Origin of the sequence: Halomonas denitrificans (genome assembly GCA_019800895.1) — a bacterium.
Lineage (GTDB): Bacteria > Pseudomonadota > Gammaproteobacteria > Xanthomonadales > Wenzhouxiangellaceae.
The window spans coordinates 320593-333142 of the sequence record JAHVKF010000003.1; the positions used below are offsets into that span (position 1 = coordinate 320593).

Here is a 12550-nt window from a genome sequence, read left to right on the forward strand (position 1 = left end):
TAACCTCGTATTATACGTCGATCACGCCACCGCCCGGTTCACGTCCTCCCATGCCCGACCCAGCTTCCGCTTCGCGGCTTTCCGAGTCGATCACGCGTGCGGCCACCGCGCTGCGCGTCGCCGAGCAGCCGCTGCGCATCCTCGGCCTGCTGGCCTGGCCCCAGGAGGTCCGCCGGACCTTTCTTGCCGGCGGCGCTCGGCGGCTTCCGCGGGTCGACTACCCGAAGGTCGATCCGCGCCCGGTCCGTCAGGCGCTGGCCGAGGCCCGCCGCGTCATCCCGGACTGCGGTCCGGCGCGTCCGTGGTTCGAGCGGATCGCGGAGCGCCTCGACGAGGCCGCGTCCATGACCACGCAGCTGGGGCGGGCGCCGTTCTTCGAGCATTCGCGGCGGCTCTACGGCGCACCGTCGGAAACCCTGTCCGACGCGCGAACCACGCCGCTGAAGCTGGCCCGTCGCATGCGTCGCCTGCTCGATCGCTTGTCGCACATCGATCTCGGCGCGGCCGAGGACGCCACGGTGACGGCGGAGGCGCTGGCAGAGCGGATGCGTCCCGCGGTCGCCAGGCTGTTCGGTGACGAGGCGCCCGAGATCGAGCTGGTCGAAACCCTCTCGGCCAATGCCACGGCCGGCCCGTCGCGGATCAAGATCCGCGCCGCGGCGCGCTTCACCGATCGCGACGTGGCTCAGCTGATCCACCACGAGGCCGGCATCCACGTCGCGACCGCGCTCAACGGCCGCCACCAGGAGGCGCTGCCGATCCTCGCCGCGAGCCATCCCGGCACCACCCGGACCCAGGAAGGCCTGGCGGTGTTTTCCGAGTTCATCACCGGCAGCATGGACCTCGATCGGCTGGGGCGCCTGACCGACCGGGTGCTGGCCATCCAGATGGCCATCGACGGTGCCGACTTCGTCGAGGTCTACGGCTACTTCCGCGATCGCGGTTCGGACGAGCGCGAGGCGTTCGAACAGGCCCGGCGCGTCTTCCGGGGCGGGGTGCTGTCCGGCGGTGCGCCATTCACCAAGGACGTGGTCTACCTCGACGGGCTGCTCCGGGTCCACGACTTCCTGCGGTCGGTGGTCGCCGGCGGCCGCGCCGACCTCCTGCTTCTCCTGTTCTGCGGCAAGCTCGACCTCGACGACGTGCCGGTGCTCTGCGAGCTGGCCGACCTGGGCCTGGTCGCGGCGCCGAAGTTCCTGCCGTCGTGGGCCGAGGACCGCCGTTTCCTGGTCAGCTATCTCGCCTATTCCGGGTTCCTGGGGCGGGTCCGCCTGGGCGAGGTGCACAAGCGATTCGCGCGCCTGCTGCACGACGCTCCGCCGGTAAAGTTCGCCTGACCGGCGAGGGCGTACTACACTTCGGGGCAGCCGGTTCCCATCCGAAGCGACCTCCGCCGTGACCGAACTCGTCAACATTGCCGAAGCGCTGACCCGCCAGGCGCGGGCCCGACCGGACACCGTGGCCCTGATCGTGCCGACGCGCCGCGTCGACGGCCGCTGGCAGGACCGGCGCTATACCTATCGCCAGCTCGACGACCTCAGCGACCGGCTGGCGGCGGGACTGCAGGCCCAGGGTTACGAGCCCGGCACCCGTGTCGCGTTCATGGTCCCGCCGTCGCTGGAATTCTTCGCCCTGTTTTTCGCGCTGTTCAAGGCCGGCCTGGTGCCGGTTCTGATCGATCCGGGCATCGGCATGAAACCGCTCAAGGCCTGCCTGGCCGAGGCCCGGCCCCGGGTCTTCATCGGGGTGGCCCGCGCGCAGTGGGCCCGTCTGCTGCTCGGCTGGGGTCGTGAATCGATCCGCTCGACGATCACGATCGGCCCGCGCCCGTTCGGCCTCGGGAGGAAGTACAAGGATCTGCTGGCCGGCAATGCGACCGATTTCCAGCCGCCGCCGTTCGATGACGACGAAGCCGCGGAGCGACCCGCGGCGATCCTGTTCACGTCCGGTTCCACCGGCATTCCGAAGGGCGTGGTCTATCGCCACCGCAATTTCGTCGCCCAGGTCCGGCTGATGCGCGAAACCTTCGGCATGAGCCCGGGCGAAGTCGACCTGCCGACGTTCCCGCCGTTCGCCCTGTTCGACCCGGCCCTGGGCATGACCACGGTGATCCCGAAGATGGATTTCACCCGGCCGGCCAAGGCCGACCCCGACATGCTGGTCAGCATGCTCGAACAGTACGGCGTGACCAACCTGTTCGGCTCCCCGGCGTTGATGAACACGCTGTCGCGGCACCTCGAAGGCAACGGCATCGAGTTGCCGACGCTCAAGCGTGCGCTGTCGGCCGGCGCGCCCGTGCCGCCGAAGGTCGTCGAGCGGGTGCTCCGGGCGCTGAATCCGACCGCGGACCTGCACACGCCCTACGGTGCGACGGAAGTTCTGCCGGTCGCCACCGTGGCCGGCCGGGAGCTGCTCGACGGCTTGGCCGACGCCCACCGCGAAGGCCGGGGCATCTGCGTCGGCCGTCCGCTTGCGGCCAATACGGTGCGCGTCATCAAGATCACAGACCGGCCGATCGAGAAGCTGGCCGATTCGGCCCGGGTCGACCGCGGCGAGATCGGCGAGATCTGCGTGTGCGGGCCGACGGTGACCGAGCAGTACTGGCAGCGCGATGCGCAGACCCGGCTGGCCAAGATGGTCGGCCCGGACGGCGCCGTGTGGCATCGCATGGGCGACCTGGGCTGGATCGACGACGACGGCCGACTATGGTACTGCGGCCGCAAGTCCGAGCGCGTGATCACCACCGACGGCACGCTCTACACCGAGTGCGTCGAAGGCCGGGTCAATGCCGTCCACGGCGTGTACCGGTCGGCCCTGGTCGGGGTCGGGGAACCGGGCCGCCAACTCCCGGTGGTCATCGTCGAACCCGAGCCCACGGTCAAGCCCGGCCCGGTGATCGCCAGCGTCCATGACCAGCTCGAGATGCACGCCGAGACGGCGATGATCCGCGACGTGCTGATGCGCCAGGACCTGCCGACGGACATCCGGCACAACGCCAAGATCCGTCGGCCGCAGCTGGCCGAATGGGCCGCCCGGCGGCTGCGCCGGCGCCGGATCGGAGCGACCGCGAAGGACTGGTCGTGATCCGACTGCCGCTGGTCGATCGGGTCAAGTTCTTCGTCGAGCGCCAGTTCGTCAAGGGCGCCGGCTTCCAGCTGCTGATCGTTGCCGCGCTGATCGGCGTGATCTCGGTCGTCGGCGGCGCGGCGGTGCTGCTCGGAGGTGGCGAAGGCTCGTTGCCCGACGCGGTCTGGTGGGCCTTCCTCCGACTGACCGACCCGGGCTATCTCGGCGACGACGTCGGCGGTTGGCGGCGTTTCGTGTCCACGATGCTGACCATCAGCGGCTACGTGGTGTTTCTCGGTGCGCTGGTCGCCATCCTCACGCAGTGGCTGATCGGCCGCATGCGCGAGTTCGAGCGCGGTCTGACGCCGGTGGCGCTGACCAACCACGTCGTGATCATCGGCTGGACCAACAGGACGCTCCCGCTGCTCCGTGAACTGGTCGGCACCCAACGCGCGGAGCGGCGGTTCCTGCGCTCCTTCGGGTTGCGGCGGTTGACCCCCGTGGTGCTGTCGGAAGACGTCTCGGCGGTGCAGTCCCAGGAACTCCGCAGCGATCCCGTGCTGGCCCACAGCGCCAACCGGATCATCCTGCGCTACGGCTCCGCGCTGGAGGAAGAAGCCATCCAGCGCGCGGCGTGCCTGAACGCCGCGGTGGTGCTGCTGCCGAGCGACTTCGGCTTCCGTGGCCAGGTCCTCGGCGACGGCCTCGACCCCGACGTGGAAACGATCCGCGTGCTGCTGTCGATGGATGCGCGCGCGGCCGATGCGGGCAGTGCGCCGCCGCGGGTCGTCGCCGAAGTTCAGGACGCACGCCGCCTCGACGTGGTTCAGCGCGCCTATCGCGGACCGCTGGAAGCCGTCGCCTCCGACCGGACGATCTCGCGGTTGCTGTTGCAGACCCTCCTTCACCCCGGCCTGGCCGCGTTCCTGCGCGAGACCCTGACGTCCTTGGACGGCAACGAATTCCACCTGCGTCCGGCCGGGCGCCTGGCCGGAGCGCCGCTGAAGGAGATCGCCGCCCGCGTGCCCCGGGCCCGGGTCGTCGGACTGGTTCGCGACGCGGCCGGAGAGCGGACCGCGCTGCTCGGTCCGTCCAGCGACACGGTGGTCGAGGCCCAGGACCGGATCATTCTGCTGGCCCGGGATTCCGCCGATGTCGAGTTCGAACGCAGCGGCAACGCGCGGGTCGGCACCGTGGATCGGCCGGATCGACCGGCGTCGTCAAAGGCGGGGCGCCCGTCCCACCGGGTGCTGCTGCTGGGCTGGAACGCCCGCGTGCCGGTGTTGCTTCAGACGCTGGCCGCGCGCGACGATCGACAATGGGAGGTCGACCTGCTGTCCTTCGTGCCGCTGGAAGAGCGTCAGGCCGCGCTGGAAGGCCGGCTGCCGGAAGACGCGCTGTCGCTGACCCAGCACGAGGACGACTACCTGCTCGAAGGTGTCCTGGAAAAACTGCCGCTGACGGACTACCGGAGCATCGTGCTGCTGACCAGCGATCGCCTGGGCAGCTCGGAAGAAGCCGACGCCCGGGCCATCGTCGGTCACCGGATGCTCGAGGCGCTGCTCGAAGGGCAGGAGCGTCAACCGCACCGGATCATCGAGCTGGCCGATGCCGCGAACGAAGGCCTTGTCCGGGGCGCGCGGGCGGAGACCCTGATTCCACCGCTGTTGATGAGCCACGTGCTCGCCCAGCTGGCCCTGCGTCCGGAGCTGGGCGTGGTGTTCGATGCGCTGTTCGCACCGGACGGGCCCGAGCTGGAGTTCCATCCCTGCGCTCGCTACCGGGTGCGCGGCGGCAGGACCTTCGCCGAACTCGACGCGTCCGTGGCCGCGACCGGGGACCTGCTGATCGGCGTTCGGCTGAGGCGGCCCGGCGAGACACCGCACGAACTGATCCTCAATCCGCCACGCGATACGCGCTTCGAGGTCGGAGACGACCTCGAGGTCCTGGTCCTGACACGAGGAAGCTGATGGAATTCGAACGCCTGCATAGCTGCGGCGCGGCCCGTCGCGGGCGGCTGGACTTCGGCGAGCGCAGCTCGGTGGAAACGCCGGCCTTCATGCCGGTCGGCACCTACGGGACGGTCAAGGGCATGACGCCGGAGGAGCTTCGCGGCATCGGGGCCGAGATCATTCTCGGCAACACCTTCCACCTGATGCTGCGTCCGGGCACCGAGGTGATCCGCGCCCACGGGGACCTCCACGACTTCATGCACTGGAACGGGCCGATCCTGACCGATTCCGGCGGATTCCAGGTATGGAGCCTGAGCGAGCTGCGAACGTTGACCGAGGACGGCGTGACCTTTGCTTCTCCGGTCGACGGCAGCAGGATCTTCATGGGGCCCGAGGAGTCGATGGCGGTGCAGCGCGAGCTCGGCTCGGACATCGTGATGATCTTCGACGAGTGCACCGCCTATCCGGCCACGCATGAACAAGCGGCCGAGTCCATGGAGCGATCGTTGCGCTGGGCCGAGCGATCGAAGGCGGCCCACCAGGGGAATCCGTCCGCGCTGTTCGGCATCGTCCAGGGCGGCATGTACGACGATCTCCGGATCCGCTCGGCCGAGGGTCTGAAAGCGATCGGCTTCGATGGTTATGCGATCGGTGGACTGAGCGTCGGCGAGTCCGAGGAAGAACGGCTCCAGGTGCTGGAGACGACCTGCCCGGTGCTGCCCGAGGACCGTCCGCGCTACCTGATGGGCGTCGGCCGTCCCGAGGACCTGGTCCGCTCGGTCCTGCGCGGGGTCGACATGTTCGATTGCGTGATGCCGACCCGCAATGCACGCAACGGCCATCTGTTCACGCGCAAGGGCGACGTCAAGATCCGCAACGCGCGCTACACCGCCGATACCCGGCCGATCGATCCGCAGTGTGCGTGCTACACCTGCAGTCACTATTCGCGTGCCTACATCAAGCACCTTCACCGCTGCAACGAGATCCAGGGTGCGCGCCTGGCCACCATTCACAACCTGTACTTCTACCAGTGGATCATGCGCCAGATGCGTACCGCGATCGAGGACGATCGGCTCGAGACCTGGGCCGAAGCGTTCCTGGCCGAGCGACAGGAGGGCGTGTGAGCCCGGTCGACGAGCAGAACGGTCACGACGATGCAGCGCGGCCGCGGATCGACGTCGCGGCCGGGGTGCTGCGCGACGGCGATGGGCGTGTGCTGGTCAGCCGGCGCTTGCCCGGCCGGCACCTCGAGGGGCGCTGGGAGTTTCCGGGCGGCAAGATCGAGGACGGTGAGCCCCCGCACCGGGCGCTGGCCCGGGAACTGGCCGAGGAACTCGGCATCGAGACCGGCCCGATGCGTCCGCTGGTCAGCGTGACCCACGCGTATCCCGAGAAGACCGTTCGCCTGCGCCTGTTCGAGGTCCACTCCTTTGCCGGCACGCCGGAAGGCCGGGAAGGCCAGGCGCTGAAGTGGGTGGGGGTCGACGAACTCCGCGCGCTGGACATGCCCGAGGCCGACCGCCCGCTGGTCCGCCTGCTGGGGCTCGATGCCCATTATTCGATCTCGCCGTCGCCCGCGAGCTTCGAAACCCCGGATGCATTCCTCGCCGCATGGCAGGCTTGCCTGGACGCCGGCTTCCGCCTGCTGCGGCTACGCCCAGGGCCCGATGAGCGGATCGCGGACGCGCTGATCGGAGCAATCGCCGAGCGAACGCGGGCCGCCGGCGCCCGGTGGTTGGCTTCCGGCCCGCTCGAGTCCATCGTCGACTGGCCCTGCGACGGCATTCACCTGACCACCCGCCAGCTGGTCGAGAACCACCGTCGACCGATCGGCGCCGACCGGCTGCTGGCCGCGTCCTGCCACGACCTCGAGGAGATCCACATGGCCGCCGGCCTCGACGCCGATTTCGTGACCCTCTCTCCGGTCGCCGCCACCTCCAGCCACCCGGGCGCCGTACCGATGGGCTGGGGCGACTTCGAGCGCGTCGTTGCCCTGTCCCCGTTGCCGGTGCTCGCGCTCGGCGGCATGGAGCCGGACGACTGGGGTCGAGCACGCGCCGCGGGCGGCTTCGGGGTCGCGGGTATCCGCGCGTTCGGCTGGGGCGAGCCATGACCGGTCCCGCCGGGGCGATCGAACATCGGAGCCTGCCGCTGGGCTCGCTGCCCATCCCCGACGAGCGTGTCGTCGACGTCTGGTTGATTCGGCAGGACCGTCTGCCGCTGGCCGGCCTCGGTGCGCTGGCCGCGACCTCGGAAGGGGCCGACACGCGGCAACTCGAACGGGTCCAGCAGCGCTTTCTGCTGCGGCTTCTCCTCGGTGCCTATCTCGATCGGCCCGGGCGCGACGTGACGATCGATCGCGAGTCCGCCGGCAAGCCGGTGCTGGTCGGTGAGGACGCCCGCAGGCTGGCGTTCAGCCAGTCGCACGCCGGCGCCTGGCTGGCGATCGCGGTCAGTGGCGGCGTCCCGGTCGGCATCGACATCGAGCCCGGCGACCGCCGGCCGCGTTGGGAACGGTTGGCGCGCCGCTACTTCCCCGCCCACGATGCCGACGCGGTCTGCAGCGACCCCGCGTCCGGCGGCTGCCGGCGGTTCCTCGATCACTGGACCGCGCGCGAGGCGCTGGTCAAGGCGGCGGGCCGCACGCTGGCCGGAAACGTGGCCGGCATCGAGCTCGGTGCCGATCCCGGCGACCGGCCTGCGGCCCTGCCCAGCGATTGGCCAACGGGCGCATGGAGCTTGCGCAGGCTCGAGACCGCTCCCGGTCTGGTCGGCCACGTCGCCTGGGCGGCAGATTCGGCGCCGGATCTCCGCCTTCGACAGCTGGCCGGCCCCGGTTGACCCGACCGCGGCTCGAACGGGCGTCGTGCAGCGCGCGCCGACGCGGTCGCGTCGGCGGATCGGGTACCCTGTCCGGCGTTGCCTACAACGGCCAGAATCGCTGGATTGCACCATGACGGATTTCGGATTCCGCGAGGTTTCGCCCGAGGAAAAGACGCAGCTGGTCGGCCGCGTGTTCTCGTCCGTGGCGGATCGTTACGACCTGATGAACGACCTGATGTCGGTCGGCATCCACCGCCTGTGGAAGCGCCACTTCGTGGCCGGTTGCGCGCTGCGTCCCGGCCAGGCGGTGCTGGATCTCGCCGGCGGCACGGGAGATATCGCCGACCTGGTCCGGCGCCGGGTCCAGCCCGGCGGCAAGGTGCTGGTCGCCGACATCAACCGGGCCATGCTCGAAGCGGGCCGGCGGCGCATGGACGATCGAGGCCGCGTCGGCGGCTTCGAGTGGCTGCAGGTCAACGCCGAATCGCTGCCGTTCGCGGACCGCTCCTTCGACCACCTGACGATCGCCTTCGGCCTGCGTAACGTGACCGACAAGACGGCCGCGCTGGCCGAGATGCATCGGGTGCTCAAGCCCGGCGGGCAGGTCCATATCCTCGAGTTCTCGCACGTGGCGCCGGAACCGGTCGCGAAGGCCTACGACCTGTGGTCGTTCCAGGTCCTGCCACGGCTCGGGGCCCTGGTTGCCGGCGATCGCGACAGCTACCAGTACCTGGCCGAATCGATCCGGCGTTTCCCGAACCAGGAAGCGCTCGCGGGTCAGCTCCAGGAGGCCGGGTTCGAGCGCGTTCGCTACGAGAACCTGTCGGCCGGCATCGCCGCGATCCACCGGGGCGCGCGCACCTGATGTCGCGCTACGTCACGCCCCTGCCTGCGCTGCTGGCCCGTGCCTGCGAGCTGGTCGCCAACCGCGCTGCCGCCCTGGACCCCGCGGCGGCCGAGCATCTCGCGCCGCTCGCCGGGCACTGGCTCCGGTTCGAGCTCGACGGCCTGGGCATCGACCTGTGGGTCGGTGCCGAGGGGGAGCGCCTGCGGGTGCTGGCCGAACCGGAGGATCCGGACCTCGAGGCCGACACCATGGTCAGCGGCACGCCCGGCGCGTTGCTGGCGATGGCCGTGCCCGACCTGTCGGGCCCCGGCGGTGTCCGGATCGAGGGCGACGCGCGCCTTGCGCAGAAATTCCAGCAGGCCATGACCCGCATCGACCCGGACCTGGAGCAGGGCCTGGCCGATGCCTTCGGCCCGCTGCTCGGGCCGCAGATGTATCGGGTCGTCCGCGAGACGGTCGATTTCGGCGGCCATGCCGCGCGAAGCGGCGGCCACCAGTTCGCGCACTGGCTGCGCGAGGAGAGTGACCTGGTGCCGCCGCCGGCCGACTGGCGGGCGTTCCGGGACGGCGTCGACGAATTGCGCGAGGCCGTGGACCGGTTTGCCGGCAGGGTGCGCAGGAGGCTCGACGCGTGATCCGCCGCGCGCTTCGAATGCTGCGCATCGCGGTCGTGCTCGCGCGGTACCGCCTGGACGAACTGCTGGTCGAGCTCCCCCCGCTGCGCATCGCCCGCGCCGTGCGCCTGGTCCCATGGGGTCGGCGCCGAGTGCGCGAACTTCCGCGCGGGCGTCGCCTCCGGCTGGCGCTGGAAGAACTCGGCCCGATCTACGTCAAGTTCGGCCAGATCCTCTCGACGCGGCGTGATCTGCTGCCGCCCGATATCGCCGACGAGCTCGCCGACCTGCAGGATGCCGTGCCGCCGTTTTCCGGCGAGCAGGCTCGCTCGATCGTCGAGCAGCAGCTCAAGGCGCCGATCGATGCGCTGTATGCACGCTTCGACGTCGAACCGATGGCGTCTGCCTCGATCGCCCAGGTCCACGCCGCCGAGCTGCCGGACGGCGAGCAGGTCGTGGTCAAGGTCGTGCGTCCGGGCATCGAGGACCGGATCCGGGACGACCTGGAGCTGCTCGGTGCGCTGGCCCGACTGGCCCGCCGGTACCACCCGGAAGGCGACCGCATCCGGCCGAACGAAATCGTCGAGGAATTCGAGCGCTTCATCTACGACGAACTGGACATGCAGCGCGAGGGCGCCAACGCCAGCCTGCTGCGGAGAAACTTCGAGGAGTCCGACGACCTCTACATTCCGCGCATCCACTGGTCGCATACGGCGGACCGGGTGCTGACGATGGAGCGGGTCGGCGGCGTTCCCGTGCGCGATGTCGACGAATTGCGGCGCCGCGGCGTGGACCTCGAGAAGCTGGCCCGCCGCGGCATCCGCGTGTTCTACCAGCAGGTCTTCCGCGACAACCTGTTCCACGCCGACATGCACCCCGGCAATATCCGGATCGACACCAGCGACCCCGACAATGCCTCCTACATCGCGCTGGATTTCGGCATCGTCGGCAGCCTGACGCCGAAGGACCTCTACTACATCGGCGAGAACTTCCTGGCGATCTTCAACCGCGAGTATCGCCGCGTGGCCGAACTGCACATCGAGGCCGGGTGGGTGCCCGCCGATACCCGGATCGACGAGATGGAAGCCGCCGCGCGAACGGTCTGCGAACCGAGCTTCACCCGGCCCCTGGAAGAAGTCTCCTTCGCCGAACTGGTAGTCAACCTGTTCAACGTCGCGCGGCGCTTCAAGCTGACCGTGCAGCCGCAGCTCATCATGCTGCAGAAGACGCTGCTCAACATCGAAGGCATGGGTCGCGACCTGTACCCGAAGATCAATATCTGGGACGTCGCCAAGCCCGAGCTGGAGCGGATCTTCCGGGAACGCTACGGCATCAAGCGCACCGCGCGCCGGATCGGCCGCGAGGTACCCGCGTGGCTGGCCAGTGCGCCCGAAGTCCCGGGTTTCGTGCTCGATGCGTTGAAGCACGCGGCCCGCGGCCGGTTTCGTGCGCGGCTCGAGAGCGAGGACCTGGAAACGATCTCGGCTTCGCTGAAGACCCACAACCGCGGCACGCCCGGCGCCGTGCTGACCGCCGGCCTGTTGATCGCCTCGGCCGTCATGGCTGCCTTCGACGTCGGTCCGTTCCTGTCCGAGCACTCCGTGCCCGCGATGATCGGCTTCGCCTTCAGCGCATTGATCGCCTGGCGGGCGATGCGCTGACCCGCGTCGGGAGGTCCTGCCCGATTCCGAGTCCCGCTCCGGATTCCGGGCCCGGCTCGACACGCCTTCCGCGAGACGGCGCCTCCGCTCGATCGAGGCCCCGCGGTCCCCTTGGACCTCGAGGGGCTATTCGAACCCGTCGAAGAACACGCCCTCCAGCACCAGGCCGCGGGCGAACAGGTGTCCCTCGCCCAGGTTCGGCGCCGGCCACGGCGGGTTGTCCGAGGGCGAGCGGAACGCGACCCGGCCGGTGTTCGAGGCGAAGGGTTGGTAGGCGTGGCTGTTTCCGGCCACGTCGAGCGCCTGGCTGACCCACTGGATATCGAAGGGGGCGATCGGGTCGCGTTCGAGCTCGACCGTGTAGACGTCCGACAGGCCGTTCGTATCGTTCGGGTCAAGGGCCCGCTGGGTCGAGAAGGCGATCAGGTTGCCGTTCGACGACAGGGAGACCTCGTTGAGCACCTGGCCGAACGCGAAACCCGGTGGTTCGAGGGAGGTCCCCACCGGCGCTTCGATCAGGGTGATTCGACGCGCGATCAGGTCGAAAACGTACAGGTCCGCGTCGTCGCTATCGCCCGGCTGGAGTTCGTTCCGGGTCCAGAACGCGATCCGCGATCCGGAACAGTCGATCGACGGCGCTCCCCCCGCGTTGTTGCCGAGAACTCCGTCGTCGGGGGGCAGGCCGGCTTCCGCGCCGACCCGCACCCAGTTGCCGGCGATCGAGTTGCCGACGAAGTAATCGGTGTAGGTTTCGCCGAAGGCCAGGTCCTCGCCCTCGACCCAGGGATGGAAGCTGCCGCCGCGGAACGCCATGATGGCCCCGCCGCAGGAGATCGTGAAGCCGCCGCAGGCCGAGTCCGGTCGGGGCACGCCGTCGCGATCGCGGCAGGCGGCCTGGGTGCGCGCGCCGCTTCCGACCGGCGCATCGAGGCGGTGCAGGAAGATGCCTCCGGACGGCGCCAGCGGATCGAGGTTGGTGGCGAAGGACATGAACGCGACGGCCACCCCACTGGGATCCAGCGTGTAGCGCTCGGTCACGCTCTGGTTCGCCGGCACGTCGTCGTTATCGACGCTGACCAGGGTGGTGGTCTGGGTCTGCCGGTCGCGCACGAACAGCCAGATCAGCGAGCCGGGGTCCACGCCCGGCACGAGATCGGCCGACGAAGAGCGAAATGCGACGAACCTGCCGTCGTCGGAGATGACGCGCCGGTTGGAGACGTCCGGGTCCGGGTCCGGCTGCGCCTCCGACGACGCGCTGCCGCCCGGCGTCGCACTGATCAGTTCCAGGTCGCCGGTTTCCAGGTCGCGCAGGTAGACCTGGTTGCCGGTGGAATCGGCGGCGACGAGCGGGCTCAGGGACCGGAACACGGCAAATCTGCCGTTGCCCGATATCCCCATCAGCCGTCCACCCTGGGTCGCCAGGCTTCCTGCCTCGGTCTCGGTCAGGACCGTCAGGTCGGGATCCTGCCCGAAGGCGGGCAGCGTCAGCGCCGCGAAAAACGCGGCGGTCAGGATTGTACGAAGCATGTCGATCTCCCCTGTCGGATGGGCCTGAACGCCGGCCGGTGCCGGCCTCTCGAGGAGTTA

The 12550-nt window shown here is 69.7% G+C and carries 10 protein-coding genes; 9 read left to right on the forward strand and 1 reads right to left on the reverse strand.

The window, feature by feature from the left end:
• Positions 1-50: 50 nt before the first annotated feature.
• The 9 genes from KUV67_10035 to ubiB all read left to right on the forward strand — a co-directional run bounded on the left by KUV67_10035 (position 51) and on the right by ubiB (position 10963).
• The gene (locus KUV67_10035; protein MBY6205220.1) at positions 51-1337 is read left to right on the forward strand and encodes a flavohemoglobin expression-modulating QEGLA motif protein; all 1287 of its coding nucleotides are present in this window, start codon (positions 51-53) and stop codon (positions 1335-1337) included.
• A gap of 58 nt (positions 1338-1395) precedes the next feature.
• Positions 1396-3084: an AMP-binding protein gene (locus KUV67_10040; protein MBY6205221.1), complete on the forward strand. Its 1689-nt coding sequence runs from the start codon at positions 1396-1398 to the stop codon at positions 3082-3084.
• The gene (locus KUV67_10045) at positions 3081-5036 is read left to right on the forward strand and encodes a hypothetical protein (protein ID MBY6205222.1); all 1956 of its coding nucleotides are present in this window, start codon (positions 3081-3083) and stop codon (positions 5034-5036) included. The genes KUV67_10040 and KUV67_10045 overlap by 4 nt, the downstream gene beginning before the upstream one ends.
• A complete protein-coding gene (gene tgt / locus KUV67_10050; protein MBY6205223.1) occupies positions 5036-6142 on the forward strand; it encodes a tRNA guanosine(34) transglycosylase Tgt in 1107 nt (368 codons plus the stop codon). Before KUV67_10045 ends, tgt begins: the two co-directional genes overlap by 1 nt.
• The gene (locus tag KUV67_10055) at positions 6139-7131 is read left to right on the forward strand and encodes a Nudix family hydrolase (protein ID MBY6205224.1); all 993 of its coding nucleotides are present in this window, start codon (positions 6139-6141) and stop codon (positions 7129-7131) included. The genes tgt and KUV67_10055 overlap by 4 nt, the downstream gene beginning before the upstream one ends.
• Positions 7128-7859 (forward strand): 4'-phosphopantetheinyl transferase superfamily protein, encoded by a 732-nt coding sequence (locus tag KUV67_10060; protein MBY6205225.1) that lies wholly within the window; start codon positions 7128-7130, stop codon positions 7857-7859. Before KUV67_10055 ends, KUV67_10060 begins: the two co-directional genes overlap by 4 nt.
• 112 nt (positions 7860-7971) lie before the next feature.
• Positions 7972-8706 (forward strand): bifunctional demethylmenaquinone methyltransferase/2-methoxy-6-polyprenyl-1,4-benzoquinol methylase UbiE, encoded by a 735-nt coding sequence (ubiE, locus tag KUV67_10065; protein ID MBY6205226.1) that lies wholly within the window; start codon positions 7972-7974, stop codon positions 8704-8706.
• The gene (locus KUV67_10070; protein MBY6205227.1) at positions 8706-9323 is read left to right on the forward strand and encodes an SCP2 sterol-binding domain-containing protein; all 618 of its coding nucleotides are present in this window, start codon (positions 8706-8708) and stop codon (positions 9321-9323) included. Before ubiE ends, KUV67_10070 begins: the two co-directional genes overlap by 1 nt.
• The gene (ubiB, locus tag KUV67_10075) at positions 9320-10963 is read left to right on the forward strand and encodes a ubiquinone biosynthesis regulatory protein kinase UbiB (protein MBY6205228.1); all 1644 of its coding nucleotides are present in this window, start codon (positions 9320-9322) and stop codon (positions 10961-10963) included. Before KUV67_10070 ends, ubiB begins: the two co-directional genes overlap by 4 nt.
• 126 nt (positions 10964-11089) lie before the next feature.
• Here the strand turns inward: ubiB and KUV67_10080 are convergent, their stop codons facing one another.
• The gene (locus KUV67_10080; protein ID MBY6205229.1) at positions 11090-12490 is read right to left on the reverse strand and encodes a hypothetical protein; all 1401 of its coding nucleotides are present in this window, start codon (positions 12488-12490) and stop codon (positions 11090-11092) included.
• Between the last annotated feature and the right edge of the window lie 60 nt (positions 12491-12550).

Bases quoted from the DNA above. Each gene is read 5' to 3' on its own strand.
- KUV67_10035 (MBY6205220.1), top strand. From the start codon at position 51: ATGCCCGACCCAGCTTCCGCTTCGCGGCTTTCCGAGTCGATCACGCGT.
- tgt (MBY6205223.1), top strand. From the start codon at position 5,036: ATGGAATTCGAACGCCTGCATAGCTGCGGCGCGGCCCGTCGCGGGCGG.
- KUV67_10060 (MBY6205225.1), top strand. From the start codon at position 7,128: ATGACCGGTCCCGCCGGGGCGATCGAACATCGGAGCCTGCCGCTGGGC.
- ubiE (MBY6205226.1), top strand. From the start codon at position 7,972: ATGACGGATTTCGGATTCCGCGAGGTTTCGCCCGAGGAAAAGACGCAG.
- KUV67_10070 (MBY6205227.1), top strand. From the start codon at position 8,706: ATGTCGCGCTACGTCACGCCCCTGCCTGCGCTGCTGGCCCGTGCCTGC.
- KUV67_10080 (MBY6205229.1), bottom strand. From the start codon at position 12,490: ATGCTTCGTACAATCCTGACCGCCGCGTTTTTCGCGGCGCTGACGCTG.